General features: G+C 54.2%; 23 protein-coding genes, 1 tRNA gene and 1 pseudogene. 21 read left to right on the top strand and 4 right to left on the bottom strand.

Features of this window, described 5'->3' with window-relative positions:
* Positions 1-43: 43 nt before the first annotated feature.
* The gene (locus LG203_RS05830; RefSeq protein ID WP_230344903.1) at positions 44-3,967 is read left to right on the top strand and encodes a retention module-containing protein; all 3,924 of its coding nucleotides are present in this window, start codon (positions 44-46) and stop codon (positions 3,965-3,967) included.
* 18 nt (positions 3,968-3,985) lie between these two features.
* Positions 3,986-4,318, top strand: coding sequence for a hypothetical protein (locus tag LG203_RS05825; protein ID WP_230344902.1), 333 nt, complete (start codon positions 3,986-3,988; stop codon positions 4,316-4,318).
* A 166-nt stretch (positions 4,319-4,484) separates the two neighbouring features.
* Here the strand turns inward: LG203_RS05825 and LG203_RS05820 are convergent, their stop codons facing one another.
* Both LG203_RS05820 and LG203_RS05815 read right to left on the bottom strand, forming a co-directional pair.
* Positions 4,485-6,419 (bottom strand): bifunctional diguanylate cyclase/phosphodiesterase, encoded by a 1,935-nt coding sequence (locus tag LG203_RS05820; protein ID WP_230344901.1) that lies wholly within the window; start codon positions 6,417-6,419, stop codon positions 4,485-4,487.
* 24 nt (positions 6,420-6,443) lie between these two features.
* On the bottom strand, positions 6,444-7,076 hold the full coding sequence (locus LG203_RS05815; RefSeq protein ID WP_328486580.1) for a transglutaminase-like cysteine peptidase: 633 nt from the start codon (positions 7,074-7,076) through the stop codon (positions 6,444-6,446).
* Positions 7,077-7,392: 316 nt separating this feature from the next.
* Between LG203_RS05815 and LG203_RS05810 the strand changes: the two genes are divergently transcribed.
* The 15 genes from LG203_RS05810 (at position 7,393) to mauJ (ending at position 16,751) form a co-directional block, all read left to right on the top strand.
* Positions 7,393-9,111: a TolC family outer membrane protein gene (locus LG203_RS05810; protein ID WP_230344900.1), complete on the top strand. Its 1,719-nt coding sequence runs from the start codon at positions 7,393-7,395 to the stop codon at positions 9,109-9,111.
* A gap of 239 nt (positions 9,112-9,350) precedes the next feature.
* Positions 9,351-9,437 (top strand) — tRNA-Leu (locus LG203_RS05805).
* Positions 9,438-9,608: 171 nt separating this feature from the next.
* Complete coding sequence (locus LG203_RS05800) at positions 9,609-10,103, top strand: hypothetical protein (RefSeq protein ID WP_230344899.1); 495 nt, start codon at positions 9,609-9,611, stop codon at positions 10,101-10,103.
* 67 nt (positions 10,104-10,170) lie between these two features.
* Positions 10,171-10,488, top strand: a complete 318-nt coding sequence (locus tag LG203_RS05795; protein ID WP_230344898.1) for a hypothetical protein — start codon at positions 10,171-10,173, stop codon at positions 10,486-10,488.
* Positions 10,485-11,339, top strand: coding sequence for a hypothetical protein (locus LG203_RS05790; protein WP_230344897.1), 855 nt, complete (start codon positions 10,485-10,487; stop codon positions 11,337-11,339). Before LG203_RS05795 ends, LG203_RS05790 begins: the two co-directional genes overlap by 4 nt.
* The gene (gene mobC / locus LG203_RS05785; protein WP_230344896.1) at positions 11,336-11,869 is read left to right on the top strand and encodes a plasmid mobilization relaxosome protein MobC; all 534 of its coding nucleotides are present in this window, start codon (positions 11,336-11,338) and stop codon (positions 11,867-11,869) included. The genes LG203_RS05790 and mobC overlap by 4 nt, the downstream gene beginning before the upstream one ends.
* Position 11,870: 1 nt before the next feature.
* Positions 11,871-12,905, top strand: coding sequence for a relaxase/mobilization nuclease domain-containing protein (locus LG203_RS05780; RefSeq protein ID WP_230344895.1), 1,035 nt, complete (start codon positions 11,871-11,873; stop codon positions 12,903-12,905).
* Positions 12,902-13,156, top strand: coding sequence for a hypothetical protein (locus LG203_RS05775; protein WP_230344894.1), 255 nt, complete (start codon positions 12,902-12,904; stop codon positions 13,154-13,156). Before LG203_RS05780 ends, LG203_RS05775 begins: the two co-directional genes overlap by 4 nt.
* Positions 13,153-13,473, top strand: coding sequence for a hypothetical protein (locus LG203_RS05770; protein ID WP_230344893.1), 321 nt, complete (start codon positions 13,153-13,155; stop codon positions 13,471-13,473). Before LG203_RS05775 ends, LG203_RS05770 begins: the two co-directional genes overlap by 4 nt.
* A gap of 27 nt (positions 13,474-13,500) precedes the next feature.
* The gene (locus LG203_RS05765) at positions 13,501-14,619 is read left to right on the top strand and encodes a type IV secretion system protein (protein WP_230344892.1); all 1,119 of its coding nucleotides are present in this window, start codon (positions 13,501-13,503) and stop codon (positions 14,617-14,619) included.
* 10 nt (positions 14,620-14,629) lie between these two features.
* Complete coding sequence (locus tag LG203_RS05760; RefSeq protein WP_230344891.1) at positions 14,630-15,022, top strand: hypothetical protein; 393 nt, start codon at positions 14,630-14,632, stop codon at positions 15,020-15,022.
* A gap of 63 nt (positions 15,023-15,085) precedes the next feature.
* Positions 15,086-15,364, top strand: coding sequence for a helix-turn-helix domain-containing protein (locus tag LG203_RS05755; protein WP_230344890.1), 279 nt, complete (start codon positions 15,086-15,088; stop codon positions 15,362-15,364).
* 6 nt (positions 15,365-15,370) lie between these two features.
* Positions 15,371-15,550: a hypothetical protein gene (locus LG203_RS05750; RefSeq protein WP_230344889.1), complete on the top strand. Its 180-nt coding sequence runs from the start codon at positions 15,371-15,373 to the stop codon at positions 15,548-15,550.
* Positions 15,519-15,719: a hypothetical protein gene (locus tag LG203_RS05745; protein WP_230344888.1), complete on the top strand. Its 201-nt coding sequence runs from the start codon at positions 15,519-15,521 to the stop codon at positions 15,717-15,719. Before LG203_RS05750 ends, LG203_RS05745 begins: the two co-directional genes overlap by 32 nt.
* Positions 15,720-15,911: 192 nt before the next feature.
* Complete coding sequence (gene mauJ, locus LG203_RS05740) at positions 15,912-16,751, top strand: methylamine utilization protein MauJ (protein ID WP_230344887.1); 840 nt, start codon at positions 15,912-15,914, stop codon at positions 16,749-16,751.
* A gap of 71 nt (positions 16,752-16,822) precedes the next feature.
* Here mauJ and LG203_RS14520 read toward each other — a convergent pair.
* Positions 16,823-16,974 (bottom strand): annotated as a pseudogene (locus LG203_RS14520) (IS481 family transposase); the annotation flags it as partial.
* A 139-nt stretch (positions 16,975-17,113) separates the two neighbouring features.
* Here LG203_RS14520 and LG203_RS05730 point away from each other — a divergent pair.
* Positions 17,114-18,607, top strand: coding sequence for a catalase (locus LG203_RS05730; RefSeq protein ID WP_328486572.1), 1,494 nt, complete (start codon positions 17,114-17,116; stop codon positions 18,605-18,607).
* A 126-nt stretch (positions 18,608-18,733) separates the two neighbouring features.
* Here the strand turns inward: LG203_RS05730 and LG203_RS05725 are convergent, their stop codons facing one another.
* On the bottom strand, positions 18,734-19,633 hold the full coding sequence (locus tag LG203_RS05725) for a LysR family transcriptional regulator (RefSeq protein WP_060784212.1): 900 nt from the start codon (positions 19,631-19,633) through the stop codon (positions 18,734-18,736).
* A gap of 96 nt (positions 19,634-19,729) precedes the next feature.
* On the opposite strand from LG203_RS05725, the gene LG203_RS05720 reads away from it, so the two are divergent.
* The 3 genes from LG203_RS05720 to LG203_RS05710 all read left to right on the top strand — a co-directional run bounded on the left by LG203_RS05720 (position 19,730) and on the right by LG203_RS05710 (position 24,499).
* Positions 19,730-20,713, top strand: a complete 984-nt coding sequence (locus tag LG203_RS05720) for an NAD-dependent epimerase/dehydratase family protein (protein WP_055396456.1) — start codon at positions 19,730-19,732, stop codon at positions 20,711-20,713.
* A gap of 256 nt (positions 20,714-20,969) precedes the next feature.
* Entirely contained in the window at positions 20,970-21,530 is a 561-nt protein-coding gene (locus tag LG203_RS05715; protein ID WP_089140477.1) for a recombinase family protein, read from the top strand.
* A gap of 2 nt (positions 21,531-21,532) precedes the next feature.
* A complete protein-coding gene (locus LG203_RS05710; RefSeq protein WP_060784211.1) occupies positions 21,533-24,499 on the top strand; it encodes a Tn3 family transposase in 2,967 nt (988 codons plus the stop codon).
* The last annotated feature ends 33 nt before the right edge of the window (positions 24,500-24,532 follow it).

Here is a 24,532-nt window from a genome sequence, read left to right as displayed (position 1 = left end):
TTAATCGCTCCATCAGTAATTTTGTAGAAAGGTCAGGTACACCATGGCAGCGATCGGTACCGTAGTAGCAATCAATGGCGGCAGCAATGCATTTGCTGTGAATGAACGTGGCGAACGCCGCATGCTCAAGGTGGGCGACAGCATACAGCCAGGCGAAGTCGTCACGACGGCGCAAGGTGTTGTCGTTGATATTCTCCTGACCACAGGCCAGAAAATCGAGATTTCAGCTGACCAGACGGTGAAATTCACCCCTGAGCTGGCTGAATTCATCGCCCCTGAAGGCACCGAAAGTGCCGTCAGCGAAGCCACCGTGCAAGCTGTTATCCAGGCCATTGAACAAGGCCGCGACATTAACGAGGTGCTGGAAGAAACCGCTGCGGGTCTGATCGGCGCTGCGGGCAATGAGCACGGCTCCACCTTTGTGAACCTGCTGCGCATTGTGGAAGGCGTGACCCCGCTTAGCTATGAATACCCGGTCAGTGCGCCTCCTGTGATCGATTTCGTGCGCGAAGCCTTCATTTATTCTGACCCGGAAGGCGCAACGGCCACACCTGCAGCCCCACCTTCGATTGAGTTGACGGACTACAACGGCGTTGAAGCTGGCGAAATGACCCTGCCAGAAACTGATGGTGCCACTCCTGGTGATTTCACCGTGACGGCGCCTGCCGGTCTTGCCAGCATCACCATCGGCACCACCGTTGTTACCCTGACGCAGCTGACCAACGCCGGTACCACTCCGATTGTCATTACTACGGACAAGGGGACGCTGACTGTTGTGGGCTATAACGCGACCACGGGCGTGGTGAGCTATACCTACGATCCTAATGTACAGACCAGTGCCACGACGGTCACCGACAGCCTGCCAATTACCGTGACTGACTCCAACGGTCAGACCGCCACGGATACGCTGGATGTGAATATTACCGACACCGGCCCTACTGCGGAGAATGACACCAACAGCATTACCGAAAATGACACGCCTGATACTGTTAGCGGCAATGTATTCGGTAACGACTCGATTGGCGCGGATGTCAAGGCAGATCCCGTCACGACCACCGGTACCTTTGTTGGCCAGTACGGCACACTGGTATTGAATGCCGACGGCAGCTATACCTACACGCTGAATAACGCCAATCCGGCCGTCAATGCGCTGAACGACAACCAGTCGCTGCAGGATGTATTCAGCTACACCATTCAGGATGCAGACGGTAGCGAAGCGACAGCTAATCTGACCATCACCATCAATGGTCATACCGACAGCCCGCCAGGGTTGGTGGTTGAAGGTACCACCCTGCCTGAAACGGCTGACGCTACCCCAGGCAGCTTCCTGGTGGAAGCCGAAGCTGGCATCAGCAGCATCACCATCAGTGGTACCACGGATCACGTCGTGACCCTGGAACAACTGAACAATCTGGCAACGGACCCGATTACCATCACCACGGCCCGTGGCACGCTGGTACTGACGGGCTATGACGCCACTACCGGTGTCGTCAGCTACACCTATGACCCTGATGTTCAGAGCAGCAACTCCGATGTGACAGACAGCATTGGCGTAACCCTGACAGATGCCAATGGCGTGTCGACCAGCTCGCCGCTGGATATTGTGATCACCGACAGCGCACCTACTGCGGAGAATGACAGCAACAGCATTACCGAAGATGCATCGCCTGACCATGTCAGCGGTAACGTGTTGGATAACGACACCGTCGGCGCGGACGTCAATGCCACTCCAGTGACGACAACTGGCACGTTTGTTGGCTTGTACGGCACGCTGGTGTTGAATGCCGACGGCAGCTATACCTACACGCTTAACAACGCCAATCCGGCGGTGAATGCGCTGAATGCCAACCAGTCGCTGCAGGATGTGTTCAGCTACACCATCGCCGATGGCGATGGAACCACGGCCTCAGCAAACCTGACCATTACCATTGATGGCGCAAAAGATGACAGCCCGCCAACGGTCGGCTCGTCAACAGCATATGTGTCTGAAGAAGGATTGCCAGGCTGCCTGCCAGACAGTGGCGGCACCGTGGATATGACGAACAGCGCCAGCACGCATGGCACTATCACCATCAGCGATCCGGATGGCGATGCGATTACCTCGGTGGTGCTGACAGCACCTACCGGTGACTATTACTCCGGTGGTGAGCTGATTACCTGGACCGGCAGTGGTACTGGCACCCTGACCGGCTCTGCCGGTGGTGAGCCTGTGCTGACCATCAGCATCAATAACGCTGGCGAGTACGATGTCAATCTGCTGAAGCCGCTGGATCATCCTGACACCACGACAGAAGACGTGCTGACCCTGAATGTGGGCGTCAGTGCGACTGCCAATGGCGTTACTTCGGTAGGTAATCTGACCGTGAATGTGGAAGATGACTCGCCTGTCGCCAATCCGATTTCGGCCGATTTGGCGACGACAGATACCAATCTGATGATCACGCTGGATATCTCCGGCAGCATGCGGGCCCAGGATGGCGTGGACGGTACCACACGCCTGGCAAGTGCCATTGAGTCGATCAAGGTCTTGCTGGATAAATACGATGCGCTGGGCGATACCCGTGTCAGTCTGGTTATATTCTCCACGGCAGCTTCACAATCTGGCGGTGACTGGATGACGATTGATGAAGCCAAGGCGCAGCTGGATCTGATTCTGGCCAACGGCGCCGGCGGCAGTACCAATTACGACAGTGCACTGTCGCACGCGATGGATGCCTTTGATGATCCAGGCAAACTGACTAATGCGCAGAATGTGTCTTACTTTATTTCCGATGGCGAACCCAATACCGGCAGTGGCAACAGTACCAGCTTGGCTGGCAACACCAACACCACCCTCTCGGATGCCGGTATCCAAGCACAAGAGGAAGCTGCCTGGAAGACCTTTCTGGAAGCCAACCAGATCAAGTCGTATGCAATTGGTGTGGGCAGCGACATCAACAGTGTAAACGCCCTGAATCCAGTGGCTTATGACGGTCAGACCAACACCAACATGAATGGCATTCTGGTCACCAGTTTCACCCAGCTGGATGCTGTGCTGGCAGGTACCATCCAGAATCAGGCCGCAGGCGAGCTCATTACCGGTAACATCATCGGCAATGGCGTGGGAGCCGATGGTGGTTTCGTCGGCAGCATTTCGGTGGAAGGTACCGAGTACCGTTTCAATGCCGAGACCGGTCTGATTGAGGTGGTGGGTACCAATAACAGTACCTATAACAGTACAACGCACGAAATCACCGTGACCACGCAGTATGGTGGTCAGTTTGTGGTGGACATGGACAGCGGCAGTTATTCTTACAAGGCGCCAGATGGCTTGACCGCTGCCGTTACCGAAAAGATGGATTACGTCTTGCAGGATAATGATGGCGATACCGCAAGCTCCACGGTGACCATCAACGTCGACAAGACCAATGTACAGGTCGGCACCACAGCCGCTGAAACCATTACCGGCTCGGATCACCCCGATCTCATCATGGGGCGCGATGGCAATGACATGCTGCTGGGCGGTGGCGGTGCGGATCGCTTGTATGGTGACAATGGCAACGATACCATCGTGGGCGGTGCTGGCAACGACACGCTGAGTGGTGGTGCCGGGGTTGATACCTTCAAGTGGAATCTGGCTGATGCGGGTACGCAAGGTACACCTGCGGTGGATACGGTGGCTGACTTCAACAAGGCATCGGTAGCCTCTGGTGGCGATAAACTCGACTTGCGCGATTTGCTGACCGGTGAAAACTCCAGCAACCTGCAAAACTACCTGCACTTTGAAAAATCAGGCAGTGATACCATCGTGCATATCAGCTCCACTGGCGGTTTCTCGGCGGATAGTCACACGGTCGGCGCAAGCTTCAACAGTGCTGCTGAAAACCAGACCATTGTGCTGGCGGGCGTGGATTTGACCACGGCAGGCAATACCGATGCCGCGATCATCGCCAACCTGGTAAACAACAACAAACTGGTTACCGACTAAATTATCCGAAAGGGCGTTATGCCATACGTATTGCGCGATCAGGCTGGCAATATCAAGGCGGTGAGTCGCGAGGCCATGGACTCCCCAGGCTGGGAGCCCATGGATGGCAAATCGCCAGAGTATCTGCAGTATCTGGAAAGCTCGCTCAAGGATCAGAATGCGTTTCGCGAGAGTGACATTCAGCTTGCGCGGGTACTGGAAGATTTGATCCTGCTATTGATCGAGCGCGATGTGATTCACTTCACCGACTTCCCTGATGCTGCCCAGAAACGCTTGGTGCAGCGCCAATCCTGGCGTACTCAGGGCAAAGGGCTGGACTTGCTGGTCGATGATGAAAAGCCGGTGATTTAAGTCGTGCGCCGACCCGATAACCTCAAGCCATGCTGAAGGGATTTAGGTCATCGGCAGCGTAGAAAAAACAAACCCCATCCGTACTGGATGGGGTTTGTTCTTGGACGTTTATTAACCCGGGGTGGGATGGGCCGAGTGAAGTCTGCGCCCACCTTAACCGAAACGCTTACACCGTTGGTGTCTGGATAGCGGGGCCGGTCATGCCGTCGATGCCCAAGGCGGGCAGGGCGGCGATTTCTTCGTTCGTTTGCACGCCCTCGGCAATCGCCATCATGCCCAGAGAATGGACGATCAGGCACAGGCCTTTCAGGAAAGCCTGGTTGCCGGTATTGGTGTCGATATGGCGAATCACGGACGCGTCGATTTTGATGTAGCTGAGACCAAGGTCATGCAGCTCGCCCAGACGCGCCACCTGCGCACCCACGTGTTCCACGCCAATATGGCAGCCCAGCGGTTTCAGTGTGAGGCAGAAGTTGCGGAAAGCTTCCATATGGCGGAACACACCATCTTCCGGCACCTCCAGCCATAGCTTGTCGGCCACTTGCGGATTGGCCTGCAGCAGTGTACGCAGATGTTCCAGATAAGCCGGATTGCTGACTGCGCGTGAGGAGATGTTCAGGCCAATGGCGGGCTTGCCATTCTTGAGATCCTCAATGGCAATCTGCACGAGCAAATCGTCCATTTCCGTAATCAGGTCCAGTTTGATGGCCCAGCCGATAAATTCGGCGGCAGGCAGCCAGGGGCCGTTGGGCTCCAGCTGCAGTCGCATCGGGCCTTCGTTGTGGATCAGGGTGTTGGCCGGGCTGATCACCGGGAAGCTCGCCAGGCGCAGGCGCTTGGACATGATGGCGTTATCCAGGCGCGCGCGCCATTCACTCTCGGTGCGGGTGGTGGTCAGCTGCGTGGTGGCCTGCTGGGCAAGGTCATCGATTTCCAGTTGCAATTGCGCAAGGTCGTTGCGCTCGCGAATCACGGCGATCAGGTCTTTCAGGCTATCCAGCTGCTGCGATCTGCCGATATTGCTGGCGATGGTGCGCGGGGCGAATTCAGGGAAGCTGTCTTCAATGGCGGCAGCGCTGATGATGGCGTCTTTTACCTGCTGGCACAGCAGCTCGCGGTTTTGTTGACTGGCGCTAAAGACTGCAAAGTCAGCGCCGCTCAGGCGTCCGGCAAACATGACATTTTCAGGCTGGCACAGTTCGGTCAAGGCGTGGCCGATGCGTTTGAGTATCTGGTCGGTCCCGGTGCCGCCAAATTTGGCATTGATCTCGGCCAGCTCGGCAATATGCGAGACCACCAGGACGCCTTCTTCAAAGTTGTCTTCATTATCCAGATAGGCCGATACGCGACTGGTGAAATACTTGCGGTTCATGAGTCCGGAGATGGGCTCGTAGTTGGCTTCAAAGCGCAGTTGCTCCAGCAGCTGCGATTGCTCGTTGAGCATTTTCCGGATGCGATTGGACAAACGGTTCATGGCTTGTGCCAGCGATTTGAATTCGGTGACGCGCGGTTCGGCAATGGTGATGAATCGCTGATCACCAATCGCTTCCGCCATGTTGGCCATCTCGCTCAACGGGCGGGTGATGATGCGTAGCAGCCAGGAGCCCAGTACACCTGCCAGCAAGGCAATAGCCACGCTCCATAGCAGCATTTTCTTCGAGCCATCCCACAAGGCCTGATAGGCAAAGGTGGCATCGCTTTCCAGCGAGAGGGTACCGTATTGCGACCAGCCATTTTGCACCTGCGCCACGCCGGGATGCACCTCGATACTGAATGCGCGATTAAACCAGCTGGGGGTATGGGGTTGTATGTCAGCGTTGTAATGTTCGGTGATCAGCTTGCCTTCAGGGTCGACCAGTTTGATGCGCTGGTAATGTCCGTTATCAAACTGGGCGGATAACAGCAGGGCCACGTTTACCGGGTCTTCCTTGTCGATCTGCGACAGCGAAAGCGCCAGTGAGGTCGCATTGTCGATGTTCTTCATCTGCAACTGCTGTTCCAGCGTGTGCTTGCTGGACTCAATGCTGGCAATGACGCAGGCCGCAAATACCAGCAGCATGAGCAGACTGATAGCGATCCATAACTGTTTAATCAACGACATGGTGTTCCCCCTTGACCTAATCTTTTATTCAATACCATCGGCTTGCATTCTTGCGAGGACGTTGCGCCAGCGTGACAAGTGGCTCAACGAGTCGCTACTTGGTGTGGTGGATGTGCCCGTCCACAACCCTTCGCTGTTAAAACTGAAAATTGGTACCAGATCCGGCCGACGCGAGGCCGGGCGGATGGAAATGATGAGGTTATCCAGAATCAGTGGCTCTGCATTTGGCGTGGGGTAGTAGCTCAAAATCATGTGCGCCTGTGAAATGCGGCTGTTGGGGCCGCCTATCTTGGCTCGTACATAGGTGAGCCGCAGTTTTTCGTTGGGGATACCCAGCTCGCGCAAAAACACATATTTGGCAATGCTGTAATCCTCGCAGTCGCCAGCCTCACGGCCGAGGGATTCCAATGGCGTAGCCCAGTAGTCGGATTGCCCCCAGATATTGATGTCGTCATCAAAGCGCCGGATTTTGTCATTGACGAAGAGATTGATCTTCTCCAGCTTTTCCTGATCCGGGGCGTCTCGCAGGCTATTGAGCAAGGCCTCCAGCTCAATGATGGTGTTTTTAGCCCGGTCGCCATAGCGCTGCTCGGCCAGCGTGCGCAGCTTGCTGAAATCCGTGGCCGCCTGAATTCCTTGAATCCATATCCCCAGCAACAAGCCCGCTATCGTGCAGAGCACCCACAGGCATTTGCGATTTGCACGAGATGTTAGCGAATGAGCGATGATGACTCTAACCTACAAGGTTTGGCACGACAATTGCGTACACTTCTTTATTGTAAATTCGGTGCGTGATTTAAATTTTAAATTCATGCACCCGGAAAAACCTCATATCCATAATAACTTATCGATGAAAGATAAGGTATTATTGAGGACATAAAATATAACTAAATTACAAGCCGGGGTGAAGTGAATGAAAGCAATCTATAAAAGTATGGTTGTTGCGGCTGCTATTGCCGCAGCGACTCCAGGGATGGCAGCACCAGCAACTACTCTGCAGGAAATCGTCGAAAGTGCCGTGACGAACAATCCGGAAGTGCAGAGCCGATACCATAACTACAAGGCCGCTGAGCAAGAACAGAACGCAGCGCGCGGTGGTTTCTTTCCCAAGGTAGATTTGATCAGCAGTATCCGCACCCAGGAAAAAGTCTTCTCCAATACCAACAACACCAACATTCCTGATCGTCAGACCCAACTGGTGCTGAAGCAGATGTTGTTTGATGGTTTTGCAACCAGCAATGAAGTCAGCCGCCTGGGCCATGCCGCCCGCGTGCGCTATTACGAGCTTCTGAGCTCCATGCAGAACACCGCGCTGGAAACCGTCAAAGCCTATAACGATGTATTGCGCTATCGCCAGCTGGTTTCCTACGCAGAAGACAACTACATCGTGCACAAGCAGCTGTTCGACAAGATTGAAGAACGCGTGGGCGCTGGTGTTGGTCGCCGCGTGGATCTGGAACAAGCCAACGGCCGTCTGGCGCTGGCGGAAGCCAATCTGCTGACCGAAACCACCAACCTGCACGATGTGACAGCCCGCTTCCAGCGTCTGGTAGGCGATTTGCCTGCCGATACGCTGTCCGATGTGGATTACTTCAAGGCAGGGGTGGAGCAAAGCCCATCTGATGCATTGAAACTGGCTTATAACCAGAACCCCGATTTGCTGGCCTCGATTGAAAACATCATCGCCACCGAAGACGAAGTCAAAACCAAGAAGGCGCGCTACAGCCCACGGCTGGACCTGCAAGGCAAAAAGAGCCTGGATGTGAGCTCCGACGGCCGTAACAGCACCGCCGCTGCCGACTACCTGGAATTGACGCTGACATTCAACCTGTTCAACGGCCTCACTGACAAATCGCTGATTAGCCAATCCGTTGAAAAGCTGAACACCTCGCAAGACCTGCGCGACAAGGCCTGTGTGGATACCCGTCAGCAACTGGTGATTGCCTACAACGATATCAGCCAGCTCAAAGGCCAGCTTGATTTCCGCGACCAGCATCAGCTCTCGATTGAAAAAGCACGTGAAGCCTACCGCCGCCAGTTCGATATCGGTCAACGTACGCTGCTCGACTTGCTGGATACCGAAAACGAATACTTCCAGGCTCGCCGCACCTACACCAATACCGAGCGCGATCTGTATAACGCGTATGCCCGCACATACGCCAGCCAGGGCGAGCTCCTGAAAAAGCTGAACGTGACTCGCGCCGATGTGCCTGAGTTGACCCCCACCGATTACAACACCTATGCGACTTGCCAGGCCGTAGCGCCAGAGGTGCTCAAGATCGACAAGGTGGCTCTGCTCGCCAAGGCGCGTCCGCTCAACACCGAACCTGTCAAACCAGTAGAAGTGAAATTTGGCGAGACTGACCTGGTGAAATCCACGGTTAACGACTGGGCATCTGCCTGGCAAGCCAAGGATTACAACCGCTACATTGGCTTCTATGCCGACAGCTTTGTCCCTGAAAAGGGCACCCGTGCCGCCTGGCTGCAGCAACGCAAGCAACGCCTTGCTGCGCCTACGCCGATTGTGGTGGAACTGAAAGACTTGAAAGTCAGCATGGATGGTACCGCCCAGGCCACTGTTTCTTTCATGCAGCACTATGCATCTGGTAAATACAGCGACGATACGATGAAGTATCTGACACTGGAAAAAACCAATAACCGTTGGTTGATTACCAAAGAAACCAGCAAGTAATTCAGAAGCAAGCCCATGAAAACCCGACAACATTGTCGGGTTTTCAGCATCTGGCGGTTCTCAATCACATCCTGTTCACTACCATCTCGCGCTGAGCTTCTGAACCAGATGCCTGTCCGGCACTCAGCCTGAAGGTGGAGAATGCGCTTAGTTAAAGTGGCAATTCAGTCTCTATGGATGGTAGAATAGCGCCCTTCGCCCGTCGGACCCCTGGTCCGCATCCCTAGCGTCTCGCTTCTGCCCGGATGGTGAAATTGGTAGACACAAGAGACTTAAAATCTCTCGCCAGTAATGGTGTGCCGGTTCGACCCCGGCTCCGGGCACCATATATATCAATAATTTAAGTCCTCATTAGGCTTCTTGAATCTTCACCAGTCTTCATGATTTTTCAATTACTGTGTGGGGTATGTGTGGGATTGCATCGCATCGTCCTTTGATGTATTGTTTCCTCAACAAAAGCTATCAACCATTACGAATCTACAACCTTGAATCCAAGTATGCTGAGATTACCTACAAAAAGAGGCGACCAGGGCAAACGGCTCCTGCCAACCTTTGGGGGCTCTTTGCGTGCAGTGATCTCTAATCATCGCGAGATAATCAAAGAGCGGCTTGAACAGAACAGTTGGATGATGCCTTATCTCGTTGTGTTTATGATCGGCATTTCAATTTTAGGGCTCTCTGCATTCATGCAGCAGAGCAATATTTCTCTTCTTATCCAAGGTCTTGGAATATGTCTGGTGGGCTTTTCCTTAGCTTTTTTAGCTACTGATGTTCGCTTACCAGTTTTTGACCTCGACGCTTTGATTACCGGGCATTATCAACGCATCATCTCAGCTGCAGTAATGCATTTGTCCCAAGTATTTCTTTTTGTGATGAATCTACCCGCCAGGCTATTTGACTTATTTTCAAATAGCACGGTTTTACTTAGATTCTCCATTCCTCTCGGCGTCCTAAAGCCTATCCCCTCACTTCCCTTGTCCTTCCGGTCTTAAGCAGCGCCTCTTTTTTTGGAGCCCGCACGGGCTGAGTTGTCCTAAAACCAAAAATTAGGAGGTCAGTATGACCCTCAAAACAAGCAATACCTCCCTTCTCAGTGAGCTGCTATCTCTGTATGGCCCCGCATTAACCTTTGATGAAGCGGCAAGGCTTCTGAAATTTAATAACATTAGAACTGCATATACCGCCCGTGCGCGGGGCCGATTTCCTGTCCGCACCATCGATTTAGGTGGAAAGCTCGGTTGCTCCATCGTAGATATAGCTCGCTTCATCGAGACAGGAGAGTTTCAAGAGGCTGCTTCCAATTCGTACGTAGCAAAGCGTCCTGGAAGACCAAGTAAAAAAGAAAAAATGCACAGAAGCTTAAGGAGCCAATCATGAGTATCGTGAAATTGGCCAAATTTGACACAGGGTTTGAGTTATTGGCTCGCGAGACATTGCAAGACTCCAGGCTGTCTCTTAGCGCTCTAGGCGGGTTGGTAAGAATGTTATCTCTGCCCAATGATTGGGAAATTCGGATCGGGCCGCTCGAAAGAGAGATTCTTCACGTGGGGCCTGATTTAAGAAAACGCCTTTTCAAAGAGCTAATAGACGCTGGATATATCAAGCGCAGCCAATCTCGAAACTTGAACGGGACATGGGATTGGCATTTCACGGTATTTCCGACTTCCGCTTTAAAAGCTAATGAACCGAATGAGGGTGAAAGCTTCCAGGAAGATCATAAATCCACCGGGGGGGAGGCCATGGATGGAAAAGCCATCGATGGCTCATCCATCGATGAAAAAAGCCCCGATATAGATATAACAAATCCACTCAATACAGAGTTTATTAAACTACCACTACAACAAGCTACCAAACCCACCTCCCTTTCTGAGCTCGAATTTTTTTATAGTTTTCCAGAGGCTATCCGATCGCAAGCTCTACTCATGCTGAATGGTCTTGATTTAGAGCTTGCTCAGCTGTTGCTGGATGAGCTGTCTGGCATAGCGCTTAGAAAACGTATTAAGGTAACGCCGATTTCGGTCTTAAAAGGACTGCTGAATAGTTATCATCAAGGAAAATTTACTCCAAACCTTGCTTTAGAAGTGCAATCAAAGCGTGAGCAGCGGATAGCCGAGCAGGCAAAATCAAAACAAAACCTCAAGAAGAAACCTTCTACCGAAGCGCGGTGTGAGCCGAGGCGTAAGGAGCGGGAAGCCATGAGGGCCGCGCTAAGGAGGGACGCAAAATGACCTCTCCAGTGCTATCGGTTTATTTGGGAAACGCCTTACGCTCGCAGTGGGATGCCCACTGCAAGTCTCAAAATGTACGGTCATCAACGGCATTGAAAGAGGTCGTTGTTTATCTTCTCAGTAAAAATATCCGCCCACAAAATTTTCAAGAAATCGTCAACACTCCGGATACCTCTAAAGTCCGGCTGGAACTAAGGTTGAGTGCCAGCGAATATGAAGCGACCAAGGTATTGGCCGAGGTAACGGGGGCCAATGTTAATCGGTACGTGGCTAATTTATTGCGGAGCCACCTGACGCAAGCCCCACAGTTTCACCAATATGAGCTAGATGCAGTAACGGAATCAACTGCCCAGCTAATGAAAATTGGTTCTAACCTCAATCAAATTGCTCGGGCAATAAATCGCAATCCCTTGGAGACTGACCTTGCTAGGGTTGACCTGATGAGTGATATCAGCAGCCATATCAAGGACCATACACGTTCTGTTGCCATGCTTATCCAGGCTAATTTTCAACGCTGGAAGGTTAAATAACATGGCCAGTATTGATCATCCAGTAGTGATTGATGGCGTGCTTAAAGAAATTGGTGACCGTCTCTTCTATGAGACTGTGAGGCCGATAAAACAAATGCCACGGAGGACCATGACAGGCGTTTTTCGGTTGCCCAAGCATCAGCCCGCCAAGAGGGACGTCCATTACATCCAGAGAAAGCTTGTTTTCACAGTCCGTAGAGCCGTTGAAGTAATGGTCAAAATAAGTGGAGGGCCGAAAGGCATGGCACATATCAAAGCGCATCTTGAGTATATCTCGCGTAATGGGCAACTGACGCTTGAATCGGAAGACGGCGCTATTTGGACCGGGAAAGACGAGCTGAAGGACCTACAGGATCAATGGCGCTACGGCGGCTATCCGATCGTCGAAGATACTTCCAAGCAGGCTTACAGCGTTATTCTCTCCATGCCACCTGGAACGGATCGAGCAGCTGTAACTCTAGCTGCACGAGAATTTGCTCATCAGGAATTTAGGTTAAATTACAGTTATGTATTTGCTACGCATGATGATGAAAAGCACCCTCACGTGCATTTATGCGTTAAAGCAATGGGTAAAGATGGTGTAAGGCTTAATCCTCGCAAAGCTGATCTTCAGCGATGGAGAGAGATATTCGCAGATAGACTTCGCGCAAATGGTATTGAGGCGAATGCAACCAGGCGTCCTGTGAGAGGTGTAACCAAACGCTCCAGAAAACAGGCGGTGGTGCATCTCGAAAAAAGAGGTTTCAAGTCTCACTATCGCGAAGCTTTGACACAGGCTGCCACTGCATTCATCCGGAATGGTAGCCCTATCACTAATCCGCTTCGTCCTCAAATTCTACGCACTCGGCAATTCGTGGTGGCCAGCTGGAACGCTATTGGCCATGCCCTGCAGGGCCAAGGAGAAGGCCAACTGTCTAAAGAGGTAAAGGCATTTGTCGAGGCCCTGCCTCCAGTTGAGAGCGTAGGCGAACGTTTGGAGCAGCAATTGCGAGCGCAGATCAATAACAAGCAAAAAGACAAGGGAGTGGACAGATGAGATTAATAACTATCAATGACTTGATGAGGGATGGCGCGCCTGTCGGGGTGGAATTGATTGGCATACAAACCCAATTGGGAGTGCGGCTTGTCGCAAAAAATAAAAAACGATCCGTTTATGTGATGGATGGTGATTCGGCCCCTGCGTTATTCAAAGGTGAGTCCTTTGTCGAGTTTATGAGGATGGTGCCAGGGGTAGATCAGCTGGTCGTGATGTTGCATCCCAAAATTCGAGCAGGGAGTACGAAATGAAACTGAATTTATATATTGCCATCTTGGCTGCAGTGGTTTTGAGCGCTTGCGGTAAGGAGCCCATAGTCGATCAGGTGGATGTGGACAAGATCGCTACATGTGCATTTGGCAAGGATGGAAATAAACAGATAGCCGCTTGTAGTCAGCTGAATGCTACTGAGAAAAGAATCATGGCATGTGCCTCGCCCAAAGGCGTGTCTCGGCGAGTTGCTTGCAAGGATCTGTCTGCTGAAGAGCTGCACTTTATTCCCCAATTGGATGCATTGAAGCCTGTGGGGACGCACTTTGATTTCACCATTCGGCAACCAGGCAAGTAAATACCATTTTTGGTATAGGAGCAGATCATGACCAATATTTTTGAAGTGCTTGGGGCAACACTTGAAAGTGCAACCCAGCATTATGCAAGTCAGCATTCGGCCGCATTAGCGCTGGCCATTTTTCCATATGTTTCAAGTGGCATCCTAGTCTGGCTCACCATCATGGGCTTCCAGACCATCTCTGGAAGGCTGCAGGCGCCATTTATTAATGTTGTCGAGCGATGTGGCGCAATCACTTTTCTTGCAGCCATTGCTTTTGGCTCATCGATATACCAGGTCGAAATCCTGAACGATTTTGACGCGCTTCAAAATGCACTTTTAAGTGCGGTCTCCGGGCTTGAAACCACCCCATACAAAGCGGCTGATGCTGCATTGCAAAGAGGGTTAGATTTGGCAACGGAGTTTTCCCATGAGACCTCCATTACGGGGTTAGAGACCTTTTATGGCTGGGCAGTGGGTTCGCTGATTATCTATGGCGGAACCGTCATCCTAACTACTATGGCGGCTGGATCAATCATGATTGCAAAAGCAAATCTTGCTATTGCACTGGCCTTTGGCCAGATCGCCATTGCTTGCGCCATGTTCCCAGCTACCCGCAAAATTTTCGATGCATTTATAACGACGGTTCTCAACCGAATTGTCTACATCCTTGTTATCTCCATGGTGCTGGGCTTTGCTTTAGATATCTTCAGTGGGGTCGCGGCAGGTTATACCGACGCAGCCCAACCACTGGCCTTTGCCTGGGAGTTGCTCATTGCTGTTGTTGTATGTGGATTGTTAATCTGGAGCGCAGGATCACTTGCCTCCGAGTTGGCCGGTGGCGTGGCGCTAGCCGTAAGCAATCCCATCATGGCTGCAGCCCGCATGGCAGGCTACCCAGCCACTTCAGCAATGAGATACCTCAACGGTCAGTCTTCTCGAACAAATGCCGTCACCGGTCAGCAAGAGTATGCGAGTCGTGCATCTCATATTGCGAGGGGTAATACAGCCCTCAATCCAGCATATAGGCAGAAGGCAGCCATGAATATGCAAAATGGATGGGGGCCATCCTCTGGAGGGGAAGCCAAACCTATGACGTCGAGTCAATCCAATGTTGAACGCATTAAAGCGATGGCTAAAAAACGTGATGACATCATGAAAAAGTGAGGAGTACGACATGTTGCAAGCGATACAAGAATTTGGAATTTTTCTCGACAGCTGTTTGAACTATGTGGTCTCTGCTGTGGTTTTTTCATGTGCCTTATGGATAATCGTGAGCCATTTCTGGGTATATCGAAGGGGAGGTCTTGCGGGAGTATTCCGCTGGTATAGGCATACGAAACACATCTGCGGGTTCAACGATGCTGCTTATTCTTCGGCTATTTTAGGCTTGTCTGCAGTTGTCTTAACCGTGAACATTTATACGCCATCATTCTTCGCGGTAACAACGGGCCTTTTGCTGAACGTCATGCTTTTTTTTGCATTAAGCATATTGGTTGGTGAAAGACGTAAGCATTGGAAAGTCTTGAAATCCAGTGCGTGCGAGGTCATCCTGCGGCCATACCAATAATCTCTCTCAAGGCGCGTTGATAATATCAACGCTTTTCACAAAGCATTTAATAAGGATGGGCTTATGACCGAAAAAATCAATGTGGCATCTCTTAGAGATTTTAACCCTGCAGAATATATCACTGACAAAGAGGACTTTAAGGGATACCTTGATGCATTAGAAGAGGAGGGTGAGCTTGGAGCGCTTACCGAAGGGTTATTGACACTGTTCCAAGCTAAAGGCGCACTAATGGTTGCAGAGGCTTTAGGCGTAGATGTCCGTGAAGTCTGGGATGCTCAGCAACAGCCCGTAGAGCATCAGAAATTATTGCTTCGCATTATAGAAATGCTGAAGAAGGGGTGACTATCAATGGCCGGCACAAAGAACCCCCATCAGGGCAGTGATTTTGATGCTTTCCTGAAAAAGGAGGGCATATATGAAGAAGTTACTAAACGAGCTTTAACTAGAGTTGCAGATATGCAGCGAGCTATTATTGCCCAATCGACGCAGATCCATCATGCCCAAGAAAACAAGAAATCAAAAACGTGACGCTAAGAAATTGATTGATGCTTTGCCAGTAGTTGTTACGCAGGCAAAGCTTAAAAAACGTTCTACGTTAGGAGATTTGCTGGCTCGCTGTGATCCCCAGTCTCCTGGGCCGGTTTTATCTGGCTGGGATGGACTAGATAGCCCACTAGTCGGAGAGGAGCTGATTTGAGTAGTTTAAAACGCAGCAATATTTTCATTGTGACGACGCGCAGCAGGCAATATCAGCTTGCTGGTGTCACAGCTAAAAATAAACACTCTTCTATCGATTTGGGTAAATCTGTTCGCACAGAGACTCATCTTCTCCGGCTAGCCCCGCCATTTTTGGCATTTCACTATCTCTTTGAAAGATTGGCATGCTGATATGAAGACCCCTTATGTTCCACATTTTTTTGGGGCCGACGTCCGGGAGAAAACCGGCAACCGCATAGGCTGGGCTACTGTTAGTGTGGCTTCTTCTATTGCATGGCCTCAGGAAGATGTGTTGGTCGAGTACGACGGTATGGAGTACATACTTCATGGAACACGGCAGGAAGGGGGGCATATGATTGCTCCGGCAATTAGTACACCAGCTGCAAACCAACAGCAGTTCGATGAAGCACTCTCCCGCTTGTATCGCTTTACATCCATCTTGGGATTTTTCAAGAGAGGCTATGTAGATATTACGGGACGGATGTGGGGCACGCATATGAATCGCTTTGGCGCTGGTCCTGATACCGTCGCGACGCTCTTGCAAGCCGGGAACAAGGCATTCAGTTGTAATCACATGCCCATTATTGAGGATGAGAGGATACGCAAGGCGCTTGCCTTCTTTCGTGAGGGAAGACGGCTCGAAAGAGTGCATGAGCCTTATTCATTTCTGTCTTTCTTTAAAGTACTGGAAAGCCAGTTCGATACCTCTCAGCAACGAGTTGCCTGGATCAACCAAAATCTGGATGAGATCAATGAAGGGCGTGCTCTGGCGCGCATCAATGAACTGCAGGCACAGAACGTAAATGTTAGCCAGCATCTATACGATTCAGGGCGCTGTGCCGTTGCACATGCCAGCATAGATGGAAACATCATAGATCCGGATATACCGGCAGATCGCAAGCGAATCACCGCTGACCTGGACATTATGGACGCCTTGGCATATCGCTATCTAGGGGTCGTCTCAGAAAACGGGAAAAATAGCACGCTAAGGCGCGCGACGGCTTTTACCTAGCAGCAGTGCAAGTCTGCACCTGCGAGGCATGACATGCAGGAGGGCGCTATCGACCCTAAGCAGTCATGCGACCCTATAGGCCGACCTGTGATCGGGGTCCGTTTCTTCCACCTCACTATCGTTTTCAGGTTGATTTCATGGCGCGCAGAAAGCGTTGACTATTTTGTATTGATCGACGGACAACCTTTGTCGTTGTGGCACTTCCGTGCAGAATCTGGCCCATAGTGCTTCCTTCTATTCAAGGTAAAATATTGCACCATCAAAACTTGCGATCAAACACCTAGTCTATAGTTGTTGATGGCCCCACAACCAATTAGGAGAAATTCATGAGCGACGACACCAAAAAGTGCCCCGTAACCCACATGACTACTGACTTCGGCGCCCCCGTGGTCACTAACCGCGACAGCCTCACTGCAGGTCCTCGCGGCCCCTTATTGGCTCAGGATGTCTGGCTGAATGAAAAGCTGGCCGGTTTTGTGCGCGAGGTCATCCCAGAGCGCCGCATGCACGCCAAGGGATCGGGTGCCTTCGGCACATTCACGGTCACGCACGACATCACCAAGTACACCCGCGCTAAGATTTTCAGCGAGGTAGGAAAGAAGACGGAGATGTTTGCCCGCTTCACTACGGTAGCTGGGGAGCGCGGTGCGGCCGATGCCGAGCGCGATATCCGTGGTTTTGCTCTGAAGTTCTATACCGAAGAGGGAAACTGGGACATGGTGGGCAATAACACTCCGGTGTTCTTCATCCGCGATCCTCGCCAGTTCCCTGATCTGAATAAGGCCGTCAAACGCGACCCTCGCACAAACTTGCGCAGCGCCACCAACAATTGGGATTACTGGACGCTTCTGCCCGAAGCTCTGCACCAAGTCACTGTCGTCATGAGCGATCGCGGCATCCCTGCCAGCTACCGTCATATGCACGGTTTCAGCTCGCACACCTACAGCCTCTGGAACCAGGCCGGCGAGCGTTTCTGGGTCAAGATGCATTTCCGGACCCAGCAGGGCATCAAGAACCTTACCGATGCAGAGGCCGGCGAATTGGTCGCCCAGGATCGTGAAAGCCATCAGCGCGATCTGTATGAAGCCATCGAACGTGGCGAATATCCCAAGTGGACGATGTTTATTCAGGTCATGCCAGAGGCTGATGCGGAGAAGTACGCCTTGCATCCGTTCGATCTGACCAAGGTCTGGTACAAGGGCGACTATCCGCTCATCGAAGTTGGTGAGTTCGAGCTGAACAAAAACTCCGAGAACTTTTTCGCCGACGTTGAACAGGTGGCCTTTTCCCCTAGCAATCTGGTACCTGGTATCGGTGTCAGTCCGGACCGTATGCTGCAAGCACGCCTTTTCAACTACGCCGATGCTCAGCGCTATCGACTGGGCGTAAATTACCACCAGATCCCTGTCAATCAGGCTCGCTGCCCAGTGCACAGCAACCACCGCGATGGTCAGGGGCGGGTCGATGGCAACTATGGTGCTTTGCCGCACTACGAACCCAACAGCTTTGGCCAATGGCAGGGCCAGCCGCAGTTCTCGGAGCCGCCGCTCAAGCTCACCGGCAATGCAGCCCACTGGAGCTACGACAAAGATGACCACAACTACTTCGAGCAACCTGGCAAGTTGTTCCGTCTAATGAACGACGGTCAGAAGGAAGCGCTTTTTGGCAACACCGGCAGAGCCATGGGCGACGCTCCAGAGTTCATCAAGTTCCGTCACATCCGCAATTGCCACGCCGCAGACCCTGCATACGGTGCAGGCGTAGCCAAGGCCCTGGGCATCAACCTTGAAAAGGCACTGGCCTCAAAAAAGGATGACCCTATGTACGGAAACCCACTGGTCGCCCTGCCTGCGTAGTAAAAGCGCCGGAAGTATGAAAAAGAGCCTTGGTAGACGCCAAGGCTCTTTTCTCACACCGTCAACTAAGTCAGGTTCTTCAGTCATTGGCAAGCAACCTCATCTGGTCAGATCGATGTCGACTTGCTAGGGAGTCACGTAGTCTTGTAGCCCCTTCAACAGTGCATCAAATGTCACCTTGCAGCTCGGGTTATTGCGCAGATCTTCGTGCATGGTGAGCCAGGTCTCCAGGCTCAGCGGAATGCTGCCAGGCAATATGTTCACCAGATTCAGGTCGCGCGCCGCTATATGCATTTGGCACACGCCAATACCGCAGCCAGCTCGGATCAGCGCAATCTGTGCCATGTCGTTGTCGGTACGCACCGCAAAGTTTTCGCGGTTCCAGATTGGGAATGCCTTGCGTGCGGCACGCACGAACGGCGTCTCTTCATCAAAGCCAATCAGCGCGTGCTGAGCCAGATCAGCCAGAGAGCTGGGAGTCCCGTGCTTGTCCAGATAGCGTTTGTGCGCATGAAAGCCAAGTGGCATCACTCCAACGCATCGGGCAATTAGTTGCTCCTGTCTGGGCTGTGTCATGCGCACGGCGATGTCGGCTTCGCGCTGCAGGAGGTCCTGCACCCTGTTGGTCAGCACCAGTTCTACCGTCAGGTCCGGGTGTGTGTCCTGCAGTTTCGCCAGGATAGGTGGTAATACCTCTTGCCCTATCACCTCGCTGGCCGTAACTCGCACTGTGCCTTGGATACCTGAGCCTTGGCTTTCGGCCGCGCGCTTCAGCGCAGCGGCAGCGCTGTACATGGTCAGGGCAAACGGCTGCAGCGCTAGCGCCGCCTCGGTGGGTAGTAGCCCCGTTTGCGAACGGGTAAACAGCGTCACGCCCAATGCTGTTTCCAGTGCGTCGACATGCCGCCCCACGGTGGGCTGGGCAATTCCCATGGAGCGCGCTGCACCGGACAGCGAGCCCTCTTCCAGTACGCCCAAAAAGGTGCGATACAGCTCCCAGCCAATATCGGTGTTGTTGATGGTCATACGAAAATGTATGGCGACTATCACATCTTGGTCAATTGCTTAATAGCAGTGCCCGCTAGAAACTCCTTGCCATCGCAACACATCCGGGGGTAATGAATGGAAAGCAACACGGCCTTGGTTCTAGGAGCCACCGGCGGCATTGGTGGCGAAATGGCTCGGCAATTACGCGATGCTGGCTGGACAGTGCGTGCATTGCGCCGAAGCGGTGAGCAGCAAATTGAGCGGCGCGACGCCATGAACCGCGAGGACGTGCTGGCAGCAGCAGAAGGCTGTTCCGTCATAGTGCACGCAGTCAACCCACCCGGTTATCGTCGTTGGGGTGAGCTGGTACTGCCCATGCTGGACAACACCATCGCCGCCGCGCATGCTAACGGAGCTACTATCGTGCTGCCTGGCACAGTCTACAACTACGGTCCCAGCTCCTTTCCCACGTTACATGAGGATTCACCGCAGCAGCCCATCACCCGGAAGGGAAGCATACGTGTGGAGATGGAGCAGCGTCTGAAGCAGGCCAGCAGCCAGAACTGCAGAGTGCTCCTGGTGCGTGCGGGGGACTTCTTCGGACCCAAGCTGGGCAGTAGCTGGTTCTCGCAGGGCATGCTAAAGCCCGGTCAGCCGGTTAAGTCTATTAGTGTGCCCAACGCACCCGGCATGGGCCACCAGTGGTCTTACCTACCCGACGTAGCCCGCACTATGGTGGAGCTGTTGCAGCTGCGTAGCACGTTGGATCCCTTTGCCGCCTTCCACACGGCCGGTCATTGGGACGCAGACGGCACCCAGTTGGCGGAAGCGATCTGCCGCGTGGTAGTCAAGCGCGGAGGAGTCAAGCCCAAAGTGAGAGCCTTCCCCTGGTGGCTTACCGTGCTTGCTGCGCCCTTTGTACCGACCCTGCGAGAGCTATGTCAGATGCGCTATTTGTGGAGCACGCGGGTAAAGATGAGCAACGCCAAGCTGGTCTCGACGCTTGGGCATGAGCCGCATACGCCGCTGGATGAGGCGGTGGAGGCCGCCTTGGAAGGTATGGGGTGCTTGCAGACGACGCCTGTGCGCAAGTTAAGCACCGTCAACAGTGATGGCTAACGACATCTGTCGCAAATTTCACAGTGCTTGATTGACTGTGATCAACCTAGACCTGCCTTTCACAGCTACCTACCGGACGACAGCTTCTGGCCGGGAGCCGAAACCCAGAGTTGGGGCGTCAACCTGATCTATACCCTAACCTGATGTCAGGGCGGCCCGCCTTGAAACGTCAGTATAGAGTCCAGTGTGTTATTTATTGACACATGCCGCAAAAGGTCATAGATTTCTTCCTGACATTCTCGTCTTGGGAGGCATCTTGCAAGGTCAACGCATTGGCTATGTCCGGGTCAGCAGCTTTGACCAGAACCCGGAAAGGCAACTCGAACACGTCGAAGTCGGCAAGGTGTTTTCCGACAAGGCGTCGGGCAAGGACACCCAGCGTCCGGAGCTGGAAAGACTGCTCGCCTTCGTGCGCGAAGGCGACACCGTGGTGGTTCACAGCATGGATCGCTTGGCGCGCAACCTCGATGACTTGCGCCGCCTGGTGCAAAAGCTGACCAAGCGCGGCGTGCGCATTGAGTTCGTCAAGGAGAGCCTGGCCTTCACTGGCGAGGATTCGCCGATGGCGAACCTGATGCTGTCCGTCATGGGCGCGTTCGCCGAGTTCGAGCGGGCTTTGATCCGCGAGCGTCAGAGGGAAGGCATCGCGCTCGCCAAGCAGCGTGGAGCCTATCGGGGCCGCAAGAAAGCGCTGTCGCCCGAACAGGTAGCCGATCTGCGGCAGCGTGTCGCCGGCGGCGAACAAAAAGCGAAGTTGGCCCGCGAGTTTGGTGTCAGCCGGGAGACCCTGTATCAGTACTTGAGATTGGATCAATAGAGATGCCGCGTCGTTCCATCCTGTCCGCCGCCGAGCGGGAAAGCCTGTTGGCGTTGCCGGATACCAAGGATGACTTGATCCGTCACTACGCGTTCAGCGAAAGCGACCTGTCCATCATCCGGCAGCGGCGCGGCCCGGCCAACCGGCTGGGCTTCGCCGTGCAGCTCTGCTACCTGCGTTTTCCTGGTGTCATCCTTGGCGTCGATGAGCCACCGTTTCCGCCCTTGTTGAAGCTGGTCGCCGACCAAATCAAGGTCAATATCGAAAGTTGGGGCGAGTACGGACAGCGGGAGCAGACCCGGCGCGAGCACCTGGTCGAACTGCAAACGGTGTTCAGCTTCCAGCCCTTCACCATGAGCCACTACCGGCAGGCCGTCCACACGCTGACCGAGCTGGCCATGCAGACCGACAAGGGCATTGTGCTCGCAAGCGCCTTGATCGAGCATCTGCGGCGGCTGTCGATCATTCTGCCCGCGCTCAACGCCATCGAGCGGGTCTGTGCCGAGGCGATCACCCGCGCCAACCGACGCATTTACGAAGCCATGTCCGGGCCGTTGTCGAACGTGCACCGGCATCGCCTCGACGATTTGCTTAAGCGCCGCGACAACGGCAAGACGACTTGGCTGGCCTGGCTGCGCCAGTCGCCCGTCAAACCGAACTCGCGGCACATGCTGGAACACATCGAACGCCTCAAGGCGTGGCAGGCGCTCGACCTGCCTTCCGGCATCGAGCGGTCGGTACACCAGAACCGGCTGCTCAAGATCGCCCGCGAGGGCGGCCAGATGACGCCCGCCGACCTGGCCAAGTTCGAGGCCCAGCGACGCTATGCCACCCTGGTGGCGCTGGCCATCGAAGGCATGGCCACCGTCACCGACGAAATCATCGACCTGCACGACCGCATCCTGGGCAAGTTGTTCAACGCCGCGAAGAACAAGCATCAGCAGCAATTCCAGGCGTCCGGCAAGGCGATCAACGCCAAGGTGCGCCTGTTCGGGCGCATCGGCCAGGTGCTGATCGAGGCCAAGCAGGCGGGGCGCGATCCGTTCGCCGCCATTGAGGCCGTCATGTCCTGGGATGCCTTCGCCGAGAGCGTCACCGAAGCCCAGAAGCTCGCGCAACCTGAGGACTTCGATTTCCTGCACCGCATCGGCGAAAGCTACGCCACGCTGCACCGTTACGCGCCGGAATTCCTCGCTGTACTCAAGCTACGGGCCGCGCCTGCCGCCAAGAACGTGCTCGATGCCATCGAGGTGCTGCGCAACATGAACAGCGACAACGCCCGCAAGGTGCCTGCCGACGCGCCGACCGACTTCATCAAGCCACGTTGGCAGAAGCTGGTGATGACCGACGCCGGCATCGACCGGCGCTACTACGAGCTGTGCGCGCTGTCGGAGATGAAGAATGCGCTGCGCTCCGGTGACATCTGGGTGCAAGGCTCGCGCCAGTTCAAGGACTTCGAGGACTACCTGATGCCGACCGCGAAATTCGCCAGCCTCAAGCAGGCCAGCGAATTGCCGCTGGCCGTGGCCACCGACTGCGACCGGTACCTGCATGACCGGCTGATGCTGCTGGAAACGCAGCTCGCCACCGTCAACCGCATGGCGACGGCCAACGAGCTGCCCGACGCCATCATCACGGAGTCGGGCTTGAAGATCACGCCGCTGGATGCAGCGGTGCCCGACACCGCGCAGGCGTTGATCGACCAAACGGCCATGATCCTGCCGCACGTCAAGATCACCGAACTGCTGCTCGAAGTCGATGAGTGGACGGGCTTCACCCGCCACTTCACACACTTGAAATCGGCCGATCTGGCCAAGGACAAGAATCTGTTGCTGACCACGATCCTGGCCGACGCGATCAACCTCGGCCTGACCAAGATGGCCGAGTCCTGCCCCGGAACGACCTACGCCAAACTCGCTTGGCTGCAAGCCTGGCATACCCGCGACGAAACCTATTCGACGGCGCTGGCCGAACTGGTCAACGCCCAGTTCCGGCATCCCTTCGCCGAGCACTGGGGCGACGGCACCACGTCATCGTCGGACGGCCAGAACTTCCGAACCGGCAGCAAGGCCGAAAGCACCGGCCACATCAACCCGAAATACGGCAGCAGCCCAGGGCGGACGTTCTACACCCACATCTCCGACCAGTACGCGCCGTTCCACACCAAGGTGGTCAACGTCGGCGTGCGCGATTCGACCTACGTGCTCGACGGGTTGCTGTACCACGAATCCGACCTGCGGATCGAGGAACACTACACCGACACGGCGGGCTTCACCGATCACGTCTTCGCACTGATGCACCTCTTGGGCTTCCGCTTCGCGCCGCGCATCCGCGACCTGGGCGACACCAAGCTCTACATCCCGAAGGGCAATGCCGCCTATGACGCGCTCAAACCGATGATCGGCGGCACGCTCAACATCAAGCACGTCCGCGCCCATTGGGACGAGATTCTGCGGCTGGCCACCTCGATCAAGCAAGGCACGGTTACGGCCTCGCTGATGCTGCGCAAACTCGGCAGCTACCCGCGACAGAACGGCCTGGCCGTGGCCCTGCGCGAGCTGGGGCGTATCGAGCGCACGCTGTTCATCCTGGACTGGCTGCAAAGCGTCGAGCTGCGCCGCCGTGTGCATGCCGGGCTGAACAAGGGCGAGGCCCGCAACGCGCTGGCCCGCGCCGTGTTCTTCAACCGCCTGGGTGAAATCCGCGACCGCAGCTTCGAGCAGCAGCGCTACCGAGCCAGCGGCCTCAACCTGGTGACGGCCGCCATCGTGCTGTGGAACACGGTCTATCTGGAACGGGCAGCGAACGCACTACGCGGCCACGGTCAAGCGGTCGATGACGGCCTGTTGAAATACCTGTCGCCGCTCGGCTGGGAGCACATCAACCTGACCGGCGATTACCTCTGGCGCAGCAGCGCCAAGATCGGCGCAGGCAAGTTCCGGCCGCTGCGACCACTGCATCCGGCTTAGCGTGCTTTATTTTCCGTTTTCTGAGACGACCCC

The sequence above is a fragment of the Methylovorus mays genome (assembly GCF_020531915.1).
In the GTDB taxonomy this organism is placed as follows: Bacteria; Pseudomonadota; Gammaproteobacteria; order Burkholderiales; family Methylophilaceae; genus Methylovorus; species Methylovorus mays.
The sequence above is the reverse complement of the archived record's forward strand: the minus strand, read 5'-3'. Positions and strand labels throughout refer to the sequence as shown.

Bases quoted from the DNA above. Each gene is read 5' to 3' on its own strand.
- LG203_RS05800 (WP_230344899.1), top strand. From the start codon at position 9,609: ATGCTGAGATTACCTACAAAAAGAGGCGACCAGGGCAAACGGCTCCTG.
- mobC (WP_230344896.1), top strand. From the start codon at position 11,336: ATGACCTCTCCAGTGCTATCGGTTTATTTGGGAAACGCCTTACGCTCG.
- LG203_RS05770 (WP_230344893.1), top strand. From the start codon at position 13,153: ATGAAACTGAATTTATATATTGCCATCTTGGCTGCAGTGGTTTTGAGC.
- LG203_RS05755 (WP_230344890.1), top strand. From the start codon at position 15,086: ATGACCGAAAAAATCAATGTGGCATCTCTTAGAGATTTTAACCCTGCA.
- LG203_RS05780 (WP_230344895.1), top strand. From the start codon at position 11,871: ATGGCCAGTATTGATCATCCAGTAGTGATTGATGGCGTGCTTAAAGAA.
- LG203_RS05745 (WP_230344888.1), top strand. From the start codon at position 15,519: ATGCCCAAGAAAACAAGAAATCAAAAACGTGACGCTAAGAAATTGATT.
- LG203_RS05765 (WP_230344892.1), top strand. From the start codon at position 13,501: ATGACCAATATTTTTGAAGTGCTTGGGGCAACACTTGAAAGTGCAACC.
- LG203_RS05730 (WP_328486572.1), top strand. From the start codon at position 17,114: ATGACTACTGACTTCGGCGCCCCCGTGGTCACTAACCGCGACAGCCTC.
- LG203_RS05760 (WP_230344891.1), top strand. From the start codon at position 14,630: ATGTTGCAAGCGATACAAGAATTTGGAATTTTTCTCGACAGCTGTTTG.
- LG203_RS05775 (WP_230344894.1), top strand. From the start codon at position 12,902: ATGAGATTAATAACTATCAATGACTTGATGAGGGATGGCGCGCCTGTC.
- LG203_RS05720 (WP_055396456.1), top strand. From the start codon at position 19,730: ATGGAAAGCAACACGGCCTTGGTTCTAGGAGCCACCGGCGGCATTGGT.
- LG203_RS05790 (WP_230344897.1), top strand. From the start codon at position 10,485: ATGAGTATCGTGAAATTGGCCAAATTTGACACAGGGTTTGAGTTATTG.
- LG203_RS05725 (WP_060784212.1), bottom strand. From the start codon at position 19,633: ATGACCATCAACAACACCGATATTGGCTGGGAGCTGTATCGCACCTTT.
- LG203_RS05825 (WP_230344902.1), top strand. From the start codon at position 3,986: ATGCCATACGTATTGCGCGATCAGGCTGGCAATATCAAGGCGGTGAGT.
- LG203_RS05710 (WP_060784211.1), top strand. From the start codon at position 21,533: ATGCCGCGTCGTTCCATCCTGTCCGCCGCCGAGCGGGAAAGCCTGTTG.
- LG203_RS05750 (WP_230344889.1), top strand. From the start codon at position 15,371: ATGGCCGGCACAAAGAACCCCCATCAGGGCAGTGATTTTGATGCTTTC.
- LG203_RS05810 (WP_230344900.1), top strand. From the start codon at position 7,393: ATGGCAGCACCAGCAACTACTCTGCAGGAAATCGTCGAAAGTGCCGTG.
- LG203_RS05830 (WP_230344903.1), top strand. From the start codon at position 44: ATGGCAGCGATCGGTACCGTAGTAGCAATCAATGGCGGCAGCAATGCA.
- LG203_RS05795 (WP_230344898.1), top strand. From the start codon at position 10,171: ATGACCCTCAAAACAAGCAATACCTCCCTTCTCAGTGAGCTGCTATCT.
- mauJ (WP_230344887.1), top strand. From the start codon at position 15,912: ATGAAGACCCCTTATGTTCCACATTTTTTTGGGGCCGACGTCCGGGAG.
- LG203_RS05820 (WP_230344901.1), bottom strand. From the start codon at position 6,419: ATGTCGTTGATTAAACAGTTATGGATCGCTATCAGTCTGCTCATGCTG.